A 20,398-nucleotide genomic window follows, 5' to 3' on the forward strand; every position below is an offset into this window, starting at 1 on the left:
GCGCAGGTCGGACAGGGTTTACCGCAGCGATTCCCACAGCTTCCGGGCGTCCGGCTCCCGGGCCACCACCCGGTTGGTGTCCCACGGGGCCGGCACGACCGGCATCGTCACCGTCCGTACGGCGTCCGCCGACAGGCCCCCGATGCTGCGGCCCAGGTTCGTCAGCTCGCCCAGCGAGTCCAGGCCGGTGTCGGTGGTGAGGCTGCCGGTGACCGCGTCGGCGACCCGGTACAGCCGGGCGGGGTCGGTGAGCAGGCCGGCGTCGGAGATCTGCTCCAGCAGCGCCTTGACCAGCTTCTGCTGGAGCTCTATGCGGGCGAGGTCGCTGCCGCCGGCCAGTCCGTACCGGGTGCGGGCCAGTCCGAGGGCCTGGGTGCCGTCGAGGTGGTGGGTGCCGGCGTCCAGGTGGAGGTGGCTCTTGTCGTCGTCGATGTCCACGTCCGTGGTGACGGTGACGCCGCCGAGCGCGTCGACCAGTTCGGCGAAGCCGGAGAAGTCGATCTCGATGTAGTGGTCCATGCGGACGCCGGTGAGCGACTCGACGGTCTTGACCGCGCAGGCCGGCCCGCCCAGGGCGTACGCGGTGTTGAACATCGCGCCGTCGGCCTCCCTGGTCGTGCCGCCGGACGGCAGCGGGCAGGAGGGGCGGGTGACGAGCGTGTCGCGCGGGATGCTGACGACGGTGGCGGAGGTCCGGCCGGCGTCCAGGTGGACGACCATCGCCGTGTCGGAGCGGGCGCCCTCGCTGTCGCCGCCGCCGAGTTCCTGGTTCTCCTCGCCGCCGCGCGAGTCCGAGCCGAGGACCAGGAGATTGAGGGCGCCGGTGGGCGGCGGGGGCTCGGAGGCGGAGGTGGAGGGGGCGGTGAGGGACCGGGCGGGACGGTCGTCGCCGAGCGCGCCGTCGATGTCGACGCTCCTGATGTTGCCGCTCAGATGCCAGTACGCCCAGCCCGCCGCGGCGATGCCCAGCAGCAGGGCGCCCGCCAGGGCGAGGCCGGCGGTCCTCAGCATCGCCGAACGTCCGTTCCGCCCCGCCCGCGCAGCCATGCGTCAGCCCCCGCCCGTCCCGCTCGCGTCCCCACCCGAGTGCCACCAGGAGGAACATAAGTCCGAATTATTGGGAGTGGGTAGCCGCGGACGGCATTCTGCGGAAATTCTCAGACTTCTCGCCACGCGGGCGGTGGGCGCATCCGAAAGCTTTCGCGAAAGTTTCGACGCCTAGACGGACGGCGGCGCTGCCGTGCTGCTGCGCACCTCCAGGCTGGTGGCCAGCTCCACCCGGGTGGCCGCGGCCGAGCCGTCGTCGCGGCCGAGGTCCAGCACCAGGCGCGCCGCCGCCTCGGCCATCTCCGTGAGCGGCTGCCGCACGGTCGTCAGCGGCGGCCCCACCCAGCGCGCCACCGGCAGGTCGTCGAACCCGACCACGCTCAGGTCCTGCGGGATGCGCAGCCCGAGTTCGCGCGCGGCCTCGTACAGCCCGAGCGCCTGGAGGTCGTTGCCGGCGAAGACCGCGGTCGGCCGGTCGGGACGGCGCAGCAGCTCCAGGCCCTGCCGGTAGCCGGCCTCGTGGTGGAAGTCGCCGGTCACGATCAGACCGGCGTCGACCGGCAGCCCGGCCGTCTCCAGGGCGGCCCGGTAGCCGTCGACGCGGGCGCGGCTGCACATCATCCGGGTGGGTCCGCTGATCGCGCCGATGCGGGTGTGCCCCAGGTCGATCAGGTGGCGGGTGGCCGCGAGTCCGCCCTGCCAGTTGGTGGCGCCGATGGACGGCACGTCGGCGCCCGGGTCGCCGGCCGGGTCCATCACCACGAACGGGATGGAGCGGCTGGTCAGCAGGGCCCGCTGGGACTCGTCGAGGCCGGACAGCACGAGGACGACGCCGTGCGGGCGGCGGGCGGCGACCTGGTCGGCCCAGGTCCTGCCGGGCGTGAGGCGGCCCGCGCTCTCGGAGAGCACGACGCTGAGCCCCGCGTCCCGCGCCACGTTCTCCACACCCCGGATGACCTCCATCGCCCAGGCGCTCTCCAGCTCGTGGAAGACCAGGTCGATCAGGGGTGAGCGGGTCGCCTCGGCCCGCCTGCGCCGGTAGCCGTGGGCCCGCAGCAGCTCCTCCACACGCGCCCGGGTGGCGGGGGCGACGTCGGCGCGGCCGTTGAGGACCTTCGAAACAGTCGGCGCCGACACACCGGCCTCGCGGGCGATCTCGGCGAGGGTCGCGGTCTGCGCGGACCGCCTTTGCGACCGGGTTTCAGCGGGCTGCGGGGATGTCATGGCGGCGATCGTATCCCCGCTGCCCCCCTTGACGAAGACTTCGGGTGGCCATAGGTTTCCGGAACATTCGATTGATACGTCGAAACATTCGCGGGTTTGTCCGCGAAGAAGCGTTCGTGAGAGGGCAGCCGTCCCGTCCACCCGACAGGAGTTCCATGACCACCGCGCCCTGGCGTGACCCCGCCCTGCCCGCCGCCGCCCGCGTCGACGACCTCCTGGCCCGGATGACCCTGGAGGAGAAGACCGCACAGCTGTACGGCGTGTGGGTGGGCGCCGCCACGGACGGCGACGGCGTCGCCCCGCTCCAGAACCAGATGACCGCCGACTACGACTGGGACGAGCTGATCACCCACGGCCTCGGCCAGCTCACCCGCCCCTTCGGCACCGCCCCCGTCGACCCGGCCCTCGGCGCGCAGGCCCTCGCCCGCGCCCAGCACCGCATCCGCGAGGCCGGCCGCTTCGGCATCCCGGCGCTCGCCCACGAGGAGTGCCTGGCCGGCTTCACCGCCTGGCGGGCGACCGCCTACCCGGTACCGCTGGCCTGGGGTGCCACCTTCGACCCGGACCTGGTCGAGGAGATGGCCCGGCGCATCGGCCACGACCTGCGCTCGGTCGGCGTCCACCAGGGCCTCGCCCCCGTCCTGGACGTCGTACGCGACGCCCGCTGGGGCCGGGTGGAGGAGACGATCGGCGAGGACCCCTACCTGGTCGGCACGATCGGCACGGCGTATGTGCGGGGCCTGGAGGCGGCCGGGGTCGTCGCCACGCTCAAGCACTTCGCCGGGTACGCCTCCTCGGCCGGTGCCCGCAATCTGGCTCCCGTGCGGGCGGGCGTGCGGGAGTTCGCCGACGTGACGCTCCCACCGTTCGAGCTGGCGCTGCGCGAGGGCGGCGCCCGCTCGGTGATGGCGGCGTACACCGAGACGGACGGCGTCCCCGCCTCGGCCGACCCGGCACTGCTGACCGCGCTGCTGCGGGACGAGTGGGGTTTCACCGGCACTGTGGTCGCCGACTACTTCGGCATCGGCTTCCTGGAGTCCCTGCACCGGGTCGCCGGCACCCCCGCCGAGGCGGCGCACCTGGCCCTCGCGGCCGGCATCGACGTGGAGCTGCCGACGGTGCGGTGCTACGGCAAGCCGCTGCTGGAGGCGGTCCGCGCGGGCGAGGTGCCCGAGGAACTGATCGAGCTGTCCGCCCGCCGCGTGCTGCTCCAGAAGTGCGAACTGGGTCTGCTGGACGAGGACTGGACCCCCGAGCCGGCCGGCGACCCCGCCGCGATCGACCTGGACTCCCCCGCCAACCGCGCCCTGGCCCGCCGGCTGGCCGAGGAGTCGGTGGTGCTCCTGGACAACCCCGACGGCGTCCTGCCGCTCGCCCCCGACACCCGGATCGCGGTGGTCGGCCCGCGGGCCGCCGACGCCCTGGCCATGCTCGGCTGCTACTCCTTCCCGTCCCACGTCCTGCCCCACCACCCCGAGGTGCCGACGGGCATCGACATCCCGACCGTGCTGGACGCCTTGCGCGCCGAACTGCCCGACGCCAAGGTGACGTTCGCCGAGGGCTGCGACACCTCCGGCCCGGACACCTCGGGCTTCGAGGAGGCGGTGGCACGCGCCGCCGAGGCCGACGTGTGCGTCGCGGTCCTGGGCGACCGGGCCGGTCTCTTCGGGCGGGGCACCTCCGGCGAGGGCTGCGACGTGAGCGACCTGGAGCTGCCCGGCGTCCAGGGGGCGCTGCTGGACGCGCTGGTCGCGACGGGCGTGCCGGTGGTCCTGGTGCTGCTGACCGGACGCCCGTACGCGCTCGGCCGCTGGCACGGGCGGCTCGGCGCGGCCGTACAGGCGTTCTTCCCCGGCGAGGAGGGCGGCCCCGCGGTGGCGGGCGTGCTCTCGGGCCGGGTCTCTCCCTCCGGGCGCCTTCCGGTGAGCGTTCCGCACCTGCCCGGCGGCCAGCCGTGGACCTACCTCCAGCCCCCGCTGGGCCTGGCCGGCGAGGTCAGCAACCTCGATCCGACCCCGCTGTACGCCTTCGGCCACGGCCGCTCGTACACGACGTTCGCGTGGGAGGACGGCACCGGCGGCCCCGAGGACGGCGTGGAGATCGGCACGGACGGCACGTACGACGTGTCGGTGACCGTCCGCAACACCGGCGACCGGGCCGGCGCCGAGGTGGTGCAGCTGTACCTGCACGACCCGGTGGCGTCGGTGACCCGCCCGGACGTCCGGCTGATCGGCTACCGGCGGCTGGAGCTGGCGCCCGGCGAGGCCCGCCGGGTGACGTTCCGGTTCCACGCCGACCTCTCGGCGTTCACCGACCGCTCGGGCCGCCGGACGGTCGAACCGGGCACCCTGGAACTGCGGTTGGCGGCGTCCAGCGCGGACGTCCGCCACACGGCACGGCTGACCCTCACGGGGCCCGCCCGGGTGCTCGGACCGGACCGGCGGCTGCACTGCGGGACGGAGGTGTCACCGGCGTGACGCCGGCGGCCCCTGCGGTCAGTCCGCGGCCACCGACTCGAACCGCCACCGGTGCACCGTCCGCGTGACCAGTTCCCCGTCCGGCTCCGGCAGTTCGGGGAGGTCGGCGTCGTAGGCGGCGTCCCACCAGGTGATCACGAGGACCCGGTCCTGCGGGGCGCGCAGTGTCTCCCGGCGCAGCGGCTCGCCGTCGAGCGGCTGCGCCCGTGCCCAGGCCAGCAGGTCCTCGCCCCGGCCGGGCACGGCCCGTGCCTCCCACATCAGCGCGACGGTCACGGGTACAGGTTCTCCTTGCTGACCTCGTGGATGTGGTCGTGCGTGTGGCCCTGCCCCGGGACGTGCGGGTCCGTCACCGGCAGCGAGGAGTCCGCCGACAGGTCCCAGTCGGAGGCGGCCCGGTCGCGGGCGACCATCTCGGCGCCGAGCGCGGCGACCATCGCGCCGTTGTCCGTGCACAGCTTGGGCCGCGGCACGCGCAGCCGGATGCCGGCCGCCTCGCAGCGCTCCTGGGCGAGGACCCGCAGCCGGGAGTTGGCGGCCACGCCGCCGCCGATCATCAGGTGGTCGACGCCCTGGTCCTTGCAGGCCCGGACGGCCTTGCGGGTCAGCACGTCCACGACCGCCTCCTGGAAGGAGGCCGCCACGTCCCGCACCGGCACCTCCTCGCCCGCCGCCCGCTTGGCCTCGATCCAGCGGGCCACGGCCGTCTTCAGCCCGGAGAAGGAGAAGTCGTACTCCGGGTCGCGCGGCCCGGTCAGCCCGCGCGGGAACGCGATCGCGTTCGGGTCGCCCTCGCGCGCGTACCGGTCGATGACCGGGCCGCCGGGGAAGCCCAGGTTCAGCACGCGGGCGATCTTGTCGAAGGCCTCGCCGGCCGCGTCGTCGATGGTGGCGCCCATCGGGCGGACGTCGGAGGTGATGTCCGTCGACAGCAGCAGCGAGGAGTGCCCGCCGGAGACCAGCAGCGCCATGGTCGGCTCGGGCAGCGGCCCGTGCTCCAGCTGGTCGACGCAGATGTGCGAGGCGAGGTGGTTGACGCCGTACAGGGGCTTGCCGAGCGCGTAGGCGTACGCCTTGGCCGCCGAGACGCCGACCAGCAGGGCGCCGGCCAGGCCGGGGCCGGCGGTGACGGCGATGCCGTCGAGGTCGCGGGCGCTGACGCCCGCCTCCTTCAGCGCGCGCTCGATGGTGGGGACCATCGCCTCCAGGTGGGCGCGGCTCGCCACCTCCGGGACGACGCCGCCGAAGCGGGCGTGCTCGTCGACGCTGGAGGCGACGGCGTCGGCCAGCAGGGTGGTGCCGCGCACGACACCGACGCCGGTCTCGTCGCAGGAGGTCTCGATCCCCAGTACGAGAGGCTCGTCGCGTGAGTCAGCCATGGTTGTCGGTTCCTCGCTCGGTTCCCGGTACGGAGGTGGAAGGGTCGGTCAGACGCATCACCAGGGCGTCCACGTTCCCGGGCTGGTAGTAGCCGCGTCTGAAGCCGATGGGCTCGAAGCCGAAGCGCTCGTACAGCCGCTGGGCGCGGGTGTTGTCCACCCGGCACTCCAGGAGCACCTCGGTGCATTCGAAAGCGGTCGCCGCCCGCAGCAGTTCGGTCAGCAGCCGCGCGCCGAGGCCGGTACCCCAGTGGTCGCGGGCGACGGCGATGGTCTGCACGTCCGCCTGCTCCCCGGAGGCGACCAGACCCGCGTAGCCGACCACCTCCGCGTCCTGCTCGGCGACCAGGTAACGCCGGGTGGCCCCGGGCCCGCGCGCATGGGCCAGCTCGGACCAGAACATCCCCCGCGACCAGGCGTCCTCCGGGAACAGCTCCCGCTCCAGCCGGAGCACGGGGTCGATGTCCCACCAGCGCATCTCGCGCAGCGCGGCGTCCACGGTCGAAGTCACGCGCTCGGTCACTTGGGGGTGACCACCTTGTAGTTCTTCGGGACCTGCGCGTCCGGCCGGCGCAGGTACAGGGGCCGGGGCGCGGGCAGTTCCTCGCCGGCCGCCAGCTTCTCCGCGGCCAGGCACGCCAGGGCGGCGGCGGACACGTGCTCGGGCTCGTGCGCGCGCGGGAAGGTGTCCGGGTACAGCAGCGCGCCCGCGCCGACGGCCGGGAGCCCGGCGACCTGCTCCGCGATGTCGGCGGGACGGTCGACCGCCGGGTCGGTGAGACGGGTGCGGGAGTCGGCGTAGCGCGCCCAGTAGACCTCCTTGCGGCGGGCGTCCGTCGCCACCACGAAGGGGCCCTCCAGGTCGGTGGCGTACGCCAGTCCGTCCAGCGTGCACACGCCGTGCACGGGCACACCGAGCGCGAGTCCGAAGGTGTCCGCGGTCATCAGGCCGACCCGCAGCCCGGTGTACGGGCCGGGGCCGATGCCGGCGACGACGCCGGTGACCGCGTCGAGCCGCAGTCCGGCCTCGGCGAGCACCCGGTCGACGGCGGGGAGCAGCAGCTCACCGTGCCGGCGTGCGTCCACCTGGCTGGACGAGGCGATGACATCCGTACCGTCGTGCAGCGCGACGGTCACGGCGGGCGTGGCGGTATCCAGAGCGAGCAAGAGCACGCAAACAGCCTACGGCGCCCGCGGGCCCGTGTCGGACGACCGGGTCGGACGGCCACCTGCTGCTACCGTCGCCCGGAACACGCTGCGTGACACACGACGTACGGTGCGTGACGCGGTGGCCGTGAGTACGACGTACGACGCCTAGGTGGTCCCAGTGGCAAGCAGCAGCGCCGGTTTGGTAGCCGTGCTCACCGCGGCGGCCCTCGGCACGGTCGGTTTCCTCGCCTACCAGGCGTCGGACCGCTTGCCGGCCGACCTGAGCAGGGTGCACGCGACCAGCACTCCCGCCCCCGGCGCCTCCAAGGCGCCCCGCGACGCCCGGCACCCGGACGCCCTGCCGCTGGGTTCGGGCAGGGGCGAACGGGTGGTGTACTCGCTGGACGACGACCGGGTGTGGCTGGTCGGCCCGGACAACAAGGTGCAGACCACCTTCGCGGTCACGCCCGGCAAGGTCGACCCGGTGCCGGGCACCTACGCGGTCACCTCGCGCTCGAAGAGGGTCACCGGATCGGACGGCATCCCGGTCGAGCACGTCGTGCGCTTCACCAGCGTCGAGGGCGTGGTCGTCGGTTTCAGCGCGGCCGTGGACGAGGCGCCGCCGAAGCCCGATCCGAGCCTGCGGACCGGCGGCATCCGGGAGTCCCGCGCGGACGGCGACGCGATGTGGCGGTTCGCGACGATCGGCCAGCAGGTCGTCGTCATCCCCTGAATCTCCGGAATCTCCTGATTCCCTTGCGCATCCCCGGTACGTCGAGGCCGCCCGGCGGGTCAGGCGGCCTCGCGGTGCTCCCGGACGGGGCGGCACTCCTCCGGCTCCGGCGCGCGGGGCGGCGTGGAGACGGCGGTCGCCGCGGCACAGGCCGCGAGCAGGTCCTGCATGGACACCCCGGCGAGCGCGGGCGGCTGGGTCACGGGCTCCGGCACGGACGCCTCCTGAAGGTCGGGGGCGGGCATAGTTAGGCATGCCTAACTACGAGCTGGATACCATGTGACCACGGGCGGCACCCCGTTGGCAATATCTTGCCGACGTGTTGTCGGAACCCGGCGGCGGGGACGGCTCAGGCGGCGAGGACGCTCAGGTCGACCGCCGACCAGCGCTCGCCGACACCCGTCAGCGTCACCTGCCGTACCTCGTCGGTGGTGTCGCCCACGGCCCGGTGGATCAGGAGCTGCAACCGGTCCTCGGTGAGTTCCTCCACCTTGCCCTCGCCCCACTCGACCACGATCACCGAGTCGGACAGGGAGACGTCGAGGTCGAGGTCCTCCATCTCGTCGAGGCCGCCGGACAGCCGGTAGGCGTCGACGTGGACGAGCGGCGGACCGTCCCCGAGCGAGGGGTGCACGCGGGCGATCACGAAGGTCGGGGAGGTGACGGCGCCGCGTACGCCGAGGCCCTCGCCGAGCCCCCGGGTCAGCGTCGTCTTGCCCGCGCCCAGCTCCCCGCTCAGCATGACCAGGTCACCGGCGCGGAGCAGTTTGGCGAGCCTGCGGCCCAGTTCCCGCATCTGCTCCGGGGAGGTGACGGTGATCTCTACGGCGGGGGCGGGCTCGGCCGGGCCCTGCGGCGTGGCTGGTGCTTCCATAGCCATCAACGGTAGCCGCTGCCGGCGCACCGGCCCGTCTCCCGCCGCCTCGCTCACACGGCCGCGCCGCGCGCCTTCTCGTGGGCGCGGGCGAGCAGGTCGGCGAGGCGGTCGGTGACCAGCTCGGGGTGCTCCAGCATCACCAGGTGGCCCGCGTCGGGGACGAGCACCAGCTCGGCGTCGGGCAGCAGGCCGGCGATCGCCTCGCTGTGCTCGCTGGGCGTCACCAGGTCCCGCACCCCGGCCAGCACCAGCACCGGGAGGTCGCGGAAGTGCGCGAGGGCCTCGGTCTTGTCGTGGTCGTTGAACGCCGGGTAGAACTCGGCGACGACGTCGATCGGCGTCGACTCGATCATCCGCTCGGCGAACCGGGCCACGGCCGGGTCGACGTCCCGGGACGCGAACGAGTACCGCTTGATGATCCCGGCGAACAGGTCCGCCGTCGCCCGCCGCCCCTTCTCCACCAGCTCGGCCCGCTGCCCCAGCGCCTTCAGCACCCCGGGCAGCACCCGCCGCACCGCGTTGACACCGGCCACGGGCAGTCCGAAGTTGACCTCGCCGAGCCGCCCCGACGACGTGCCGACGAGGGCGACGCCGACGACGCGCTCGCGTATCAGGGCGGGGAAGCGGTCGGCCAGGGCCATCACCGTCATGCCGCCCATGGAGTGCCCGACCAGTACGAGGGGGCCCTCGGGCGCGGCCGCGTCGATGACGGCCTTGAGGTCCCGGCCCAGCTCGTCGATGGTGACCGGCTCGCCGTCGCGCACCTGGGCCACGCCCCGCCCGGACCGCCCGTGGCTGCGCTGGTCCCAGTGCACGGTGCGCACGACGCCCCTCAGCGCCGCCCGCTGGAAGTGCCAGGAGTCCTGGTTGAGGCAGTAGCCGTGGCAGAAGACGACGGTGACGGGAGCGGGCGCCTTGCGGCCGAAGAGCCGCCGGCGGCGCCGGGTGAGCGCGGACTCGGGGTCCGGCTCGACGTCGTCGACCTCGTAGTACAGCTCGGTGCCGTCGTCGGCGTACGCCTTGCCGGGGGTGCCGCGCAGTCCGCCGTACGGCCCTGCCGAGTCGAGGGCGAGCCGCGCCTTCTGGCGTATTCCACGGCCGACGGTGAGCCGTTCTATCGCCACGCCGGCCGCCGCGCCCGCGGCGACCACGCCTATCGCGACACCGGCGATCCCGGTCGCCCGGCGCCAGCCTCCGGCGGCCACGTCGGTGGCGGCCTCCGCGGCGGAGGCGACGGCCGCCGCGGCGACGTCCGCGACACCCTCCGCGCTGCTCTCGCTCACGTACCGCTCCTCTTCACCGGGCCGCGGGGCGGATTCCCCTCTTGTTCCTCATTCACCCGAACGCGTGCGGCATGCACGTCATACACGCCGGGCCGGGCACGCGTCACGTGTCACTGGTCACGCGGGCCCGCGATCGTCACTCGTTCACATAGACGCGGGGCACGCGCGCGCCGATCCGGGTGACGATCTCGTACGCGATGGTGCCCGCGGCCTGCGCCCAGTCCTCGGCGGTGGGCTCGCCGCGGTCGCCGGGCCCGAACAGCACCGCCTCGGCGCCGGGCGGGGGCCGGTCCCCTCCCAGGTCGACGACGAACTGGTCCATCGCGACCCGCCCCGCGATGGTGCGCCACTTGCCGTCGACCAGGACGGGACCGGTGGAGGAGGCGTGGCGGGGGACCCCGTCCGCGTAGCCGAGGGGGACGAGGCCGAGGGTGGTCTCGCCGGGGGTGGTGTAGTGGTGGCCGTAGCTGACGCCGTGGCCGCCGGGGACCTGCTTGACCAGGGCCAGGGCGGCGGACAGCGTCATCACGGGGCGCAGCCCGAAGTCGGCGGGGGTGCCGATCTCGGGGCTGGGCGAGACGCCGTACATGGCGATGCCGGGGCGTACGAGGTCGAAGTGGGCCTCGGGGAGCGTGAGCGTGGCCGGCGAGTTGGCGATGTGCCGGACGTCGGGGCGCACGCCCTGCTGCTCGGCGTACGCCGTCATCTCCCGGAAGCGGGTGAGCTGGGCGGCGATGGAGGGGTGGCCGGGCTCGTCGGCGCAGGCGAAGTGCGACCAGAGCCCGGTGACGCGGATCAGCCCCTCGGCCTCGGCGCGCAGGGCCTCCCGGACGAGTTCCTCCCAGTCGCCGCCCGGCTGGCAGCCGCCCCGGCCGAGCCCGGTGTCGGCCTTGAGCTGCACCCGCGCGGGACGCCCGGCCAGGCGCGCCGCGGCGGTGACCTCCTCCAGGGCCCACATCCCGCTGACGGAGACGTCGAGACGGGCCTCGACGGCCTCGCGCCAGGGGCCGCCCGGCGTCCACAGCCAGCACATGATCCGCACGTCGTCCGGCAGTCCGGCCTCCGCGCGCAGCGCGAGCGCCTCCTGGGGCGTGGCGGTACCGAGCCAGGTCGCGCCGGCCGCGACGGCCGCGCGGGCGCACGGGATCGCGCCGTGGCCGTAGGCGTCGGCCTTGACGACGGCCATGAGGGCCGCACCGGGCGCCCGTTCGCGCAGCGCGCGCACGTTGGCCCGCAGTGCGGCCAGATCGATCTCGGCACGGCCCCGCAGGGACGCGGCCCACTGGACGGAAGTCTCACTCATCGTGCCCCCAGTCTCTCAGAGCCCCCGATCACCCCAGCCGTAGCCACCACAGCCGCCATACCCGTCATAGCGGCGGGCCGCCGTCCCGCACAGCCACGGGCAGTCGCGCCACGCAGCCACGGGCCGCCGTCCCGCGCAGCCACGGCCCGCCGTGCCGCGTAGCTGCGGGCAGTCGTGCCGCGTAGCCGCAGGCCGCCGTGCCGCGCAGCCGCGAACACGCGCCGCGTCGCCGCGGGCGGTCGCGCCGCGCAGCCACGGCCCGCCGCACCGCGCAGCCACGGGCAGTCGCGCCACGCAGCCGCAGGCCGCCGTCCCGCGCAGCCGCAGGCCGCCGCCCCGCGTAGCTGCGGGCAGTCGCGCCCCGCAGCCGCGAACACGTGCCGCGTAGCTGCGGGCAGTCGCGCCCCGCAGCCGCGAGCACGCGCCGCGTAGCTGCGGGCAGTCGTGCCGCTGGGGCGGCACGGGTGGGCGCAGCGGCACCCCGCCGGCGCCGGGCCGCGCGACCACCCCCCGCACCCGACGCCCCCGCCCCCGCAACGCCGCCCACGTCAGGCCCGGTCCGACGGCACCCGTCACCCCCGCCCGCCGACAACCCCCCGCACGTCCCGCCAGGCAACCGGCACCGCCTCCGCCACGTCATGCGCCCCCACCGGCGCCCCCACCGCCGCCAGCCGCCCGGCCAGCCCGTGCAGATACGCCCCCGCGCTCCCCGCGTCCACCGCCGACAGCCCCGCCGCCAGCAACGACCCCGCCAGCCCCGACAGCACGTCCCCGCTCCCCGCCGTGGCCAGCCACGACGTCCCCGTGGAATTGACCCGCACAGGCCCCTTCCCGCCCGCCGCGGCCACCACCGTCGTCGACCCCTTCAGCAGCACCGTCGCCCCGTACCGCCCCGCCAGCTCCCGCGCCGAGGCCAGCCGCGCCCCCTCGACCTCCTCCCGGCCCACTCCGAGGAGCGCCGCCGCCTCCCCGGCGTGCGGCGTCATCAGCGTCGGCGCCGTACGTCCCCGTACCGCCTCCGCGTCGGCCAGCCGCAGCCCGTCCGCGTCGATCAGCACCGGCACCTCCGCGCCCAGCACCTCCGCCACGGTCCCGGCGTCGTCCCCGGCCCCGGGTCCGACGACCCACGCCTGCACCCGCCCCGCCCGCTTCGGCCCCTGGTCCGACACGAGCGTCTCCGGGAAGCGCGCGATCACCGCGTCCCCGGCCGGCCCGACGTACCGCACCGCCCCGGCCCCGCCCCGCAGCGCCCCGGAGACGGCGAGCACGGCGGCCCCCGGATAGCGCGCCGACCCGGCGGCGATGCCCACCACCCCGCGCCGGTACTTGTCGCTCTCCGCGCCCGGCACCGGCAGCAGCCGCGCCACGTCCGCGTGCTGCAACGCCTCCAGCTCGGCCGCGTCGTGCGGCAGCGGCAGCCCGATGTCGACCAGCCGCACCGACCCGGCGTACTCCCGCGCCGGGTCGACCAGCAGCCCCGGCTTGTGCGTCCCGAAGGTCACCGTCAGGTCGGCCCGGACGGCCTCCCCGCGCACCTCCCCCGTGTCGGCGTCGACCCCGCTCGGCAGGTCGACCGCGACGACGGCGGCCCGCGACCGCCCGGCCGCGGCGGCCAGCGGCACCGCCTCCGCCCGCAGCCCGCCCCGGCCGCCGATCCCGACGATGCCGTCCACGACCAGGTCGGCCCGCTCGACCAGCCGCTCCCCGTCGCCGTCGGCGGCGACCCGGCCGCCGGCCCGCCGGAACGCCGCGAGCCCGCCGGCGTGGGCGCGCTCCGGCGTGAGCAGCACGGCCGTCACGCCGGCCCCGCGCCGGGCGAGCCGCGCCCCGGCGTACAGGGCGTCGCCGCCGTTGTCGCCGCTGCCGACCAGCAGCACGACCCTGCTGCCGTAGACCCGCCCGGCGACGCGGCCGAGCACCTCCGCGCAGGCGGCGGCGAGCCCGGCCGCCGCCCGTTGCATCAAGGCCCCCTCCGGCAGCCTCGCCATCAACTCCCGTTCGGCCGTCCTGACCGTCTCCACGCTGTACGCAGTCCGCATGCCGTCGAGTCTTCCCGGTACACGGCGAACGTCACGAGCCGGGCCGGTCCGGTTCGCTTCCGCGTGCGGCTTCGGCGCCCTGCGGATCGAGCCGCCGGCCGCCGAGTTCCGGGTGTCGGACGTGTGCAGCCCCCTGCGGCGCGGAAGCTACCCCTCCGCGACCACCACCGCCGACGCCACCCCCGCGTCATGGCTGAGCGACACGTGCCACGACGTCACCCCCAGCTCCGCCGCCCGCGCCGCCACCGTCCCGGTGACCCGCAGTCGTGGCCGTCCGCTGTCCTCGACGTACACCTCGGCGTCCGTCCAGTGCAGCCCGGCCGGCGCACCGAGCGCCTTGGCCACCGCCTCCTTCGCCGCGAACCGGGCGGCGAGCGAGGCGACACCCCGGCGCTCCCCGCTCGGCAGCAGCAGCTCGCTCTCCACGAAGAGCCGCCGCGCCATGGCCGGCGTGCGCTCCAGCGACGCCGCGAAACGGTCGATCTCGGCCACGTCGATCCCGACCCCGATGATGCTCATGCCGAGCACCTTACGAGGCCGTGCCGACCCGCCCTAGGGGACGATCGGCGCCGGGGCCTTGTCGGCGCGGGGGGCGCGGGACTTCGGGCCGCGCTTGGACCACCACTGCTGGGCCGGTTCCTCGACCCAGCGGTACAGCAGCCAGGCGAGGGCCTGGGAGACCAGGAAGGTGCCCAGCAGGAAGACGATCGCCTCGTTGCTGGGTGCCATCCGGTGCGGCCAGTACTCGCGGATGAACTGGTTGACGGTCTGGTGGACCAGGTAGAAGGCGTACGAGCTGGCCCCGAGCATGATCAGCGAGCGGTTGGTCAGCAGACGGGCGCGTCCCGCGGCCTCGTTCTGCACACAGGCGGCGATCAGCAGCACGGACAGCACCGCGATGACGGGGCGCACGGTGCACTCCATCTGGTGGGCGACGAAGGGGCTGCCCCAGTCGGATGCCCGGGTGAAGGCGACGGCGTACACGAAGAGCAGTGCCACCACCGCGGTGGGACGCAGGGGGACGCGGTGGCCGCGGCGCAGGGCGATGGCGAAGGTGACCCCGACGAGGAACTGCGGCAGGTAGACCACCGGGTGCCGCATCACCCAGGACGCGTCGTGCGCGTTCAGGTAGTGGTCGGCCGCCACGTGCACGCCCCACATCGCGACCAGGCCGGCGACGGTGACCACCGCCAGGGTCCTGGTCCGCCAGGCGCGCAGGCGGCCGATGAGCAGCGGGAAGAGCGCGTAGAAGAGCAGCTCGACGCTGAGCGTCCAGGTGACGGGGTTGCCCGGCAGGGTGGGCATCGCGTTCGGCAGCCACGCCTGCACCAGCAGCAGGGAGGAGATGAGGCTGACCGCGTCCGTGTGGTCGTCGCCCATGCCGTAGAAGACGGCGATGGCGGCGACGGCCGCGACCAGGTGGGCGGGGTAGATACGGCCGAAGCGCCGCCAGTAGAACGTCCCCTTGCCGTTGGTCGGCTTGTGGCTCCAGGTGAGCAGGAAGCCGGAGAGGACGAAGAAGAACGTCACGCCGTGCGCGCCGATCTTCGAGTACGGGAAGAGGTCGGGCACCCGCCACACTCCGCCGCCCGCGCTCACTCCGTTGAAGTGATGCACGAAGACCGCGAAGGCCGCGAAGAAGCGCAGGCTGGTCAGCGACGCCAGACGCGTGGGCAGGGTGCCGGCCCGATCCGCGAGCCCTGGCCGCTCCGTGGCCGGAGTCGTGGGTGCCGGGGGGGCTGTGGTCATAACGGTCCACCAGTCGTATCCGCGTGCGGTCGCGGCCGGCGGGCAGGGGTAAGTCACTGCAGCACCAACCGCAAACCCCCGTACCTTAGCGATCAGCACCGCGTCGGCACAGGGGGGGTGTCCGGTGACCTTCGTCCCATCCGGCGCGGGAACCGCGAGGAACCCGCACGGCTATTCCACCGTCACCGACTTGGCCAGGTTCCGCGGCTGGTCCACGTCGTTGCCCCGGGCGGTGGCCAGCTCGCAGGCGAAGACCTGCAACGGCACCGTCGCCACCAGCGGCTGAAGCAGCGTCGGGGTGGCGGGGATCCGGACGAGATGGTCGGCGTAGGGGACGACCGCCTCGTCGCCCTCCTCGGCGATGACGACGGTCCGCGCGCCCCGGGCCCGGATCTCCTGGATGTTGGACACGATCTTGTCGTGGAGCACGGAACGGCCGCGCGGGGACGGCACGACCACGACGACCGGCAGGTCCTCCTCGATCAGCGCGATCGGCCCGTGCTTCAACTCGCCCGCCGCGAAGCCCTCGGCGTGCATGTACGCCAACTCCTTGAGTTTCAGGGCGCCTTCCAGGGCGACCGGGTACCCGACGTGCCGGCCCAGGAACAGCACCGTGTCCTTGTGGGCGAGCGAGCGCGCCAGTTCCCGCACCGGCTGCATGGTCCCCAGGACCTGGTCGACGGCGCCGGAGATGCGGGAGAGGTCGCGGACGACGTCGCGGATCTCGTCGGCGTACTTCGTGCCGCGGACCTGGCCGAGGTAGAGGGCGACCAGGTAACAGGCCACCAGCTGGGTCAGGAAGGCCTTCGTCGAGGCGACGGCGACCTCGGGGCCGGCGTGCGTGTAGAGCACCGCGTCGGACTCGCGCGGGATGGTCGAGCCGTTGGTGTTGCAGATGGCCAGCACCTTGGAGCCCTGCTCGCGGGCGTGGCGCAGCGCCATGAGGGTGTCCATGGTCTCGCCGGACTGGGAGATGGCGATGACCAGGGTCTGCTGGTCGAGGATGGGGTCGCGGTAGCGGAACTCGCTGGCCAGCTCCACCTCGCAGGGGATGCGCGTCCAGTGCTCGATGGCGTACTTGGCGATCAGCCCGGCGTGGAAGGCCGTGCCGCAGGCGACGATGACGACCTTGTCCACCTCGCGGAGCACGCCCGCGGGGATGCGCAGTTCGTCCAGGGTGAGGGAGCCGGAGCCGTCGATGCGGCCGAGGAGGGTGTCGGCGACCGCCTTGGGCTGCTCGGCGATCTCCTTGAGCATGAAGTAGTCGTGGCCGCCCTTCTCGGCGGCCGAGGCGTCCCAGTCGACGTGGTACGAGCGCACGTCCGCGGGGCTGCCGTCGAAGCCGGTGACCGTCACGCCGTCCCGGCGCAGCTCCACCACCTGGTCCTGGCCCAGTTCGAGGGCGTCCCGGGTGTGGGCGATGAACGCGGCGACGTCGGAGGCGAGGAAGTACTCGCCCTCCCCCACGCCCACCACGAGCGGCGAGTTGCGCCGGGCCCCCACGACCACGTCCGGCTCGTCCGCGTGCACGGCGACCAGCGTGAACGCGCCCTCCAGCCGGCGGCACACCAGCCGCATCGCCTCGGCCAGGTCGGCGCAGGCGGAGTACTCCTCGGCAAGCAGGTGGGCGACGACCTCGGTGTCGGTCTCGGAGGCCAGCTCGTGGCCGCGCTCCTCCAGCTCGGTCTGGAGCGCGGCGAAGTTCTCGATGATGCCGTTGTGGACCACGGCCACCCGGCCGGCGTTGTCGAGGTGCGGGTGCGCGTTGGCGTCGGTGGGTCCGCCGTGCGTGGCCCAGCGGGTGTGGCCGATGCCGGTCGCGGCGGACGGCAGCGGGTGTTCGGACAGTTCCTTGTCCAGGTTGACGAGCTTGCCGGCCCGTTTGGCGGTGGCGAGCCCGCCGTCGGCGAGCACGGCGACGCCCGCCGAGTCGTATCCCCGGTACTCCAGCCGCTTGAGTCCGGCCACCACGACATCGAGCGCCGACTGCGACCCCACGTATCCCACGATTCCGCACATGACCGGCAGCCTACGGTCAGGTTCCGTCACGAACCTGTCGTCGCGTGCCCGAAATCGGAAATTCCCACCGGGGTACGAACACCCCGGTGGGATTTTTCAGCCGGTTGAGGTCAGCCCAGCTTGGCGAGCTGCGCGTCGCTGATCTCCGTGGGGAAGGGGAAGTCCTTGCCCGTGGCGGCGGAGCCCAGGTTGATCACGGCGAACGACGCCACGGTGGAGCCCTTACGGGTGACGGTGACCTTGACCGGGAACTTGTCGCCGCCCTCGGCGGCCATCGTCATGGTCATCGCGACCGCCTCGTCGGCACCGGCGGGAGCCTTGTCGGTGACCACCTTGTCGATCTGGTTCTTGACGCCGGCCGCGGTGTAGGCGAAGCCGCCCGCGCAGGCGCTCACGGCCGCGTTCACGTCCTTGAGGACCTTCTCGGCGCCGCCGTCCTCGTAGGAGGCCAGCGTCACCAGGACCTTGTCCAGGTCGAACGCGCTGTTGAGCGCCTCCTCGGACAGGTCGTCCCCGGCCGGCTTCTTCGCCTCCTCGGTCCACGACCGCTTCACCGTCGCCGCCGGCTCGCCCGCGGCGACGCCGGTCTGCGCGAAGACGAGCGGCTGGCACTCGGCCTTCTCCGCCTTCACCTGGTCCTGCGCGATGTCGTCCGTCGCGGCGGCCTTGGTGACCTTGCCGTTCTTGACGTCGGCCTGGGCCAGGGCCGCCTTCTCCAGCTCGGCGGCGGTCAGCGCCTTGGCACCGGCCGGGGCGTTCTTGCCCGCGTCGGCCTTGCCGTCACCGGTCTTGTCGCCGTCGTCGGAGGACCCGCCGCAGGCGGTGACGAGAAGGGCCAGGGCGGCAGCCGAGGCCGCCAGGGCGGTACGGCGAACAGCGGTCGATCTCACGTGAGGTGACTCTTTCTGCCAGGACAGCGGAGGAGCTCCGCATGCTTCGCGCGCACTGTACTCACAGCGAGGTCACAGGTGATCACCCGCCGGCCACTCCATGACCACCCGGTACCCGACCGTGACGCCGACGTGATCTTGCCCGGCGGAGAACGGCCGGGCGTGACGCAGCCCACCCGCCGTCCTGTTCAAACTCCGTTAACAATGGACTGTGATCTCTCCGGTCCCCTCGATGCCCCGGAGCGCCCACCGGTCCCGGCCGGAGGCGACTCCCTACGTCGACCTCACCCGCCCCGAGTGGAGCGCGCTGCGCGACAAGACGCCGCTGCCGCTGACCGCCGAGGAGGTGGAGAAGCTGCGCGGCCTCGGCGACGTCATCGACCTCGACGAGGTGCGGGACATCTACCTGCCGCTGTCCCGGCTCCTCAACCTCTACGTCGGCGCCACCGACGGACTGCGCGGCGCGCTGAACACCTTCCTCGGCGAACAGGGGTCCCAGTCCGGCACGCCCTTCGTCATAGGGGTCGCCGGTTCGGTCGCGGTCGGCAAGTCCACCGTGGCCCGCCTGCTCCAGGCGCTGCTGTCCCGCTGGCCCGAGCATCCGCGCGTCGAACTGGTCACGACCGACGGGTTCCTGCTGCCGACGAAGGAGCTGGAGGCCCGCGGCCTGATGTCGCGGAAAGGTTTTCCCGAGTCGTACGACCGCCGGGCGCTCACCCGGTTCGTCGCCGACATCAAGGCGGGCAAGGCCGAGGTGACCGCCCCCGTCTACTCGCACCTCATCTACGACATCGTCCCGGACGAGAAGCTCGTCGTGCGCCGCCCCGACATCCTGATCGTCGAGGGCCTGAACGTGCTCCAGCCCGCGCTGCCCGGCAAGGACGGCCGCACCAGGGTCGGCCTCGCCGACTACTTCGACTTCAGCGTGTACGTCGACGCCCGCACCGAGGACATCGAGCACTGGTACCTCAGCCGCTTCCGCAAGCTGCGCGCGACCGCCTTCCAGAACCCCTCCTCGTACTTCCGCAAGTACACCCAGGTCTCGGAGGAGGAGGCCCTCGACTACGCCCGCACCACCTGGCGCACGATCAACAAGCCGAATCTGGTGGAGAACGTGGCGCCCACCCGGGGCCGGGCCACCCTGATCCTGCGCAAGGGGCCGGACCACAAGGTGCAGCGCCTGAGCCTGCGGAAGCTGTGACGACGACCGCCCGCTGCCTGTAGAAATACCGGATGCTGCATCTGCGTCTGATCACTCCGGCCGACCGGACCGACGAGGTGGTCCGTCTGATCGACCGGACGGTCGGCACCACCCACCTCGTCGTCCTGCCCGGCGCCGCCCGCGACCCGAAGGGCGACGTCGTCATGTGCGACGTGGCCCGCGAGGCGGGCGACGAGATCATCAGCCGGCTCCGGGCGCTGGGCATCGACGACTGCGGTGCCATCACCGCCGAGAACATCGACCTGTCGCTGTCCAAGCGCGCCGACAAGGCGGAGCGGGACGCCCCCGGCGAGCCCGCGGACGCCGTGCTGTGGGAGCAGTTGGAGGAGGCGACCCACGAGGAGTCGACCCTCTCCATCACCTACGTCGCCTTCATCACGCTCGCCACGATGATCGCGGCCTGCGGTGTGGTGCTCGACAACGCCATCCTGATCGTGGGCGCGATGGCGGTCGGCCCGGAGTTCGGTCCGCTGGCGGGTATCTGCACCGCCATCGTCCAGCGCGCCCCGCGCCTGGCACTGCGCTCGGCGATCGCCCTGCTGGTGGGCTTCGCGGTGGCGATGGTCGTCACCGCCGGCTTCAGCCTCTTCATGGACGCTGTGGACCTGTTCAGCAAGGCACAGCTGGAGGCGGAGCGGCCCAACACCGGGTTCATCTACGCCCCGGACTGGTTCTCGTTCGTGGTGGCGGTACTGGCGGGCGCGGCGGGCACCCTCTCCCTCACCTCGGCGAAGTCCGGCGCGCTGGTCGGCGTCGCCATCTCCGTGACGACGGTCCCGGCCGCGGCGAACGCGGCCGTGGCCCTCGTCTACGGCGACACCCACCAGGCCTGGCACTCGGCCGAACAGCTCCTGCTGAACCTGGTGGGCATCATCCTGGCCGGCACCCTCACCCTCTACGCCCAGAAGGCCCTGTGGTCGACCCAACGAGGCCGGATGAGCAAACCCACCTAGGGGCGCGGGGAACTGCGCGACCAGCCACGACGAACCCGCAGCCCGCGACGCCAC

The 20,398-nt window shown here is 73.6% G+C and carries 18 protein-coding genes and 1 pseudogene; 4 read left to right on the forward strand and 15 right to left on the reverse strand.

The genetic code is table 11. The features are described from left to right. Positions 1–18: 18 nt before the first annotated feature. Together IEZ05_RS06925 and IEZ05_RS06930 are read right to left on the reverse strand one after the other, a co-directional pair. Complete coding sequence (locus IEZ05_RS06925; RefSeq protein ID WP_189229111.1) at positions 19–1,047, reverse strand: LCP family protein; 1,029 nt, start codon at positions 1,045–1,047, stop codon at positions 19–21. A gap of 171 nt (positions 1,048–1,218) precedes the next feature. Then, complete coding sequence (locus IEZ05_RS06930; protein ID WP_189229112.1) at positions 1,219–2,271, reverse strand: LacI family DNA-binding transcriptional regulator; 1,053 nt, start codon at positions 2,269–2,271, stop codon at positions 1,219–1,221. A gap of 155 nt (positions 2,272–2,426) precedes the next feature. Here IEZ05_RS06930 and IEZ05_RS06935 point away from each other — a divergent pair, with 155 nt between their 5' ends. Then, a complete protein-coding gene (locus IEZ05_RS06935; RefSeq protein WP_189229113.1) occupies positions 2,427–4,748 on the forward strand; it encodes a beta-xylosidase/alpha-l-arabinosidase in 2,322 nt (773 codons plus the stop codon). 18 nt (positions 4,749–4,766) lie between these two features. On the opposite strand, the gene IEZ05_RS06940 is transcribed toward IEZ05_RS06935, so the two are convergent. The 4 genes from IEZ05_RS06940 to tsaB are packed head-to-tail and all read right to left on the reverse strand — an operon-like array spanning position 4,767 to position 7,300. Then, positions 4,767–5,024 (reverse strand): hypothetical protein, encoded by a 258-nt coding sequence (locus tag IEZ05_RS06940; protein ID WP_189229114.1) that lies wholly within the window; start codon positions 5,022–5,024, stop codon positions 4,767–4,769. Continuing rightward, on the reverse strand, positions 5,021–6,127 hold the full coding sequence (tsaD, locus tag IEZ05_RS06945) for a tRNA (adenosine(37)-N6)-threonylcarbamoyltransferase complex transferase subunit TsaD (protein ID WP_189229115.1): 1,107 nt from the start codon (positions 6,125–6,127) through the stop codon (positions 5,021–5,023). The genes IEZ05_RS06940 and tsaD overlap by 4 nt, the downstream gene beginning before the upstream one ends. Beyond that, positions 6,120–6,605 carry a ribosomal protein S18-alanine N-acetyltransferase gene (gene rimI, locus IEZ05_RS06950; RefSeq protein ID WP_189229230.1) on the reverse strand — a complete coding sequence of 162 codons (486 nt, stop codon included), beginning with the start codon at positions 6,603–6,605 and terminating at the stop codon, positions 6,120–6,122. The genes tsaD and rimI overlap by 8 nt, the downstream gene beginning before the upstream one ends. A gap of 41 nt (positions 6,606–6,646) precedes the next feature. Beyond that, positions 6,647–7,300: a tRNA (adenosine(37)-N6)-threonylcarbamoyltransferase complex dimerization subunit type 1 TsaB gene (gene tsaB, locus IEZ05_RS06955; protein ID WP_189229116.1), complete on the reverse strand. Its 654-nt coding sequence runs from the start codon at positions 7,298–7,300 to the stop codon at positions 6,647–6,649. 154 nt (positions 7,301–7,454) lie between these two features. Between tsaB and IEZ05_RS06960 the strand changes: the two genes are divergently transcribed. After that, positions 7,455–8,009, forward strand: coding sequence for a hypothetical protein (locus tag IEZ05_RS06960; protein WP_189229117.1), 555 nt, complete (start codon positions 7,455–7,457; stop codon positions 8,007–8,009). A gap of 59 nt (positions 8,010–8,068) precedes the next feature. On the opposite strand, the gene IEZ05_RS06965 is transcribed toward IEZ05_RS06960, so the two are convergent. From IEZ05_RS06965 to IEZ05_RS07005, 9 genes and pseudogenes are all read right to left on the reverse strand, one after another. Further along, on the reverse strand, positions 8,069–8,224 hold the full coding sequence (locus IEZ05_RS06965) for a hypothetical protein (RefSeq protein ID WP_225638687.1): 156 nt from the start codon (positions 8,222–8,224) through the stop codon (positions 8,069–8,071). Between the two features lie 134 nt (positions 8,225–8,358). Continuing rightward, positions 8,359–8,883, reverse strand: coding sequence for a tRNA (adenosine(37)-N6)-threonylcarbamoyltransferase complex ATPase subunit type 1 TsaE (gene tsaE / locus IEZ05_RS06970; RefSeq protein WP_189229119.1), 525 nt, complete (start codon positions 8,881–8,883; stop codon positions 8,359–8,361). Further along, a pseudogene (locus IEZ05_RS06975) lies at positions 8,852–10,169 on the reverse strand (alpha/beta fold hydrolase); the annotation flags it as partial. The pseudogene IEZ05_RS06975 and the gene tsaE, both read right to left, overlap by 32 nt. Positions 10,170–10,305: 136 nt before the next feature. Further along, positions 10,306–11,472 carry an alanine racemase gene (gene alr / locus IEZ05_RS06980; RefSeq protein WP_189229121.1) on the reverse strand — a complete coding sequence of 389 codons (1,167 nt, stop codon included), beginning with the start codon at positions 11,470–11,472 and terminating at the stop codon, positions 10,306–10,308. 572 nt (positions 11,473–12,044) lie between these two features. Further along, complete coding sequence (locus IEZ05_RS06985; RefSeq protein ID WP_189229122.1) at positions 12,045–13,511, reverse strand: NAD(P)H-hydrate dehydratase; 1,467 nt, start codon at positions 13,509–13,511, stop codon at positions 12,045–12,047. Between the two features lie 147 nt (positions 13,512–13,658). Continuing rightward, positions 13,659–14,030 carry a holo-ACP synthase gene (locus IEZ05_RS06990; protein WP_189229123.1) on the reverse strand — a complete coding sequence of 124 codons (372 nt, stop codon included), beginning with the start codon at positions 14,028–14,030 and terminating at the stop codon, positions 13,659–13,661. A gap of 33 nt (positions 14,031–14,063) precedes the next feature. After that, positions 14,064–15,260 carry an acyltransferase family protein gene (locus IEZ05_RS06995; protein WP_189229124.1) on the reverse strand — a complete coding sequence of 399 codons (1,197 nt, stop codon included), beginning with the start codon at positions 15,258–15,260 and terminating at the stop codon, positions 14,064–14,066. A gap of 171 nt (positions 15,261–15,431) precedes the next feature. Beyond that, complete coding sequence (glmS, locus tag IEZ05_RS07000) at positions 15,432–17,279, reverse strand: glutamine--fructose-6-phosphate transaminase (isomerizing) (protein WP_189229125.1); 1,848 nt, start codon at positions 17,277–17,279, stop codon at positions 15,432–15,434. Positions 17,280–17,389: 110 nt separating this feature from the next. Continuing rightward, the gene (locus IEZ05_RS07005) at positions 17,390–18,169 is read right to left on the reverse strand and encodes a hypothetical protein (protein ID WP_189229126.1); all 780 of its coding nucleotides are present in this window, start codon (positions 18,167–18,169) and stop codon (positions 17,390–17,392) included. A gap of 232 nt (positions 18,170–18,401) precedes the next feature. On the opposite strand from IEZ05_RS07005, the gene coaA reads away from it, so the two are divergent. Then, the gene (gene coaA, locus IEZ05_RS07010) at positions 18,402–19,370 is read left to right on the forward strand and encodes a type I pantothenate kinase (RefSeq protein ID WP_189229231.1); all 969 of its coding nucleotides are present in this window, start codon (positions 18,402–18,404) and stop codon (positions 19,368–19,370) included. Between the two features lie 32 nt (positions 19,371–19,402). Continuing rightward, positions 19,403–20,344, forward strand: coding sequence for a DUF389 domain-containing protein (locus IEZ05_RS07015; RefSeq protein ID WP_189229127.1), 942 nt, complete (start codon positions 19,403–19,405; stop codon positions 20,342–20,344). Positions 20,345–20,398 lie beyond the last annotated feature (54 nt).

This window comes from Streptomyces flaveolus (genome assembly GCF_014648815.1).
Lineage (GTDB): Bacteria > Actinomycetota > Actinomycetes > Streptomycetales > Streptomycetaceae > Streptomyces > Streptomyces flaveolus.

Excerpts from the sequence above, each read along its gene's own strand:
- IEZ05_RS06990 (WP_189229123.1), bottom strand. The coding sequence starts at position 14,030 with ATGAGCATCATCGGGGTCGGGATCGACGTGGCCGAGATCGACCGTTTC.
- IEZ05_RS06985 (WP_189229122.1), bottom strand. The coding sequence starts at position 13,511 with ATGCGGACTGCGTACAGCGTGGAGACGGTCAGGACGGCCGAACGGGAG.
- coaA (WP_189229231.1), top strand. The coding sequence starts at position 18,402 with ATGCCCCGGAGCGCCCACCGGTCCCGGCCGGAGGCGACTCCCTACGTC.
- IEZ05_RS06935 (WP_189229113.1), top strand. The coding sequence starts at position 2,427 with ATGACCACCGCGCCCTGGCGTGACCCCGCCCTGCCCGCCGCCGCCCGC.
- glmS (WP_189229125.1), bottom strand. The coding sequence starts at position 17,279 with ATGTGCGGAATCGTGGGATACGTGGGGTCGCAGTCGGCGCTCGATGTC.
- IEZ05_RS07015 (WP_189229127.1), top strand. The coding sequence starts at position 19,403 with ATGCTGCATCTGCGTCTGATCACTCCGGCCGACCGGACCGACGAGGTG.
- tsaD (WP_189229115.1), bottom strand. The coding sequence starts at position 6,127 with ATGGCTGACTCACGCGACGAGCCTCTCGTACTGGGGATCGAGACCTCC.
- IEZ05_RS06925 (WP_189229111.1), bottom strand. The coding sequence starts at position 1,047 with ATGGCTGCGCGGGCGGGGCGGAACGGACGTTCGGCGATGCTGAGGACC.
- IEZ05_RS06930 (WP_189229112.1), bottom strand. The coding sequence starts at position 2,271 with ATGACATCCCCGCAGCCCGCTGAAACCCGGTCGCAAAGGCGGTCCGCG.
- alr (WP_189229121.1), bottom strand. The coding sequence starts at position 11,472 with ATGAGTGAGACTTCCGTCCAGTGGGCCGCGTCCCTGCGGGGCCGTGCC.
- tsaE (WP_189229119.1), bottom strand. The coding sequence starts at position 8,883 with ATGGAAGCACCAGCCACGCCGCAGGGCCCGGCCGAGCCCGCCCCCGCC.
- rimI (WP_189229230.1), bottom strand. The coding sequence starts at position 6,605 with ATGCGCTGGTGGGACATCGACCCCGTGCTCCGGCTGGAGCGGGAGCTG.
- IEZ05_RS06995 (WP_189229124.1), bottom strand. The coding sequence starts at position 15,260 with ATGACCACAGCCCCCCCGGCACCCACGACTCCGGCCACGGAGCGGCCA.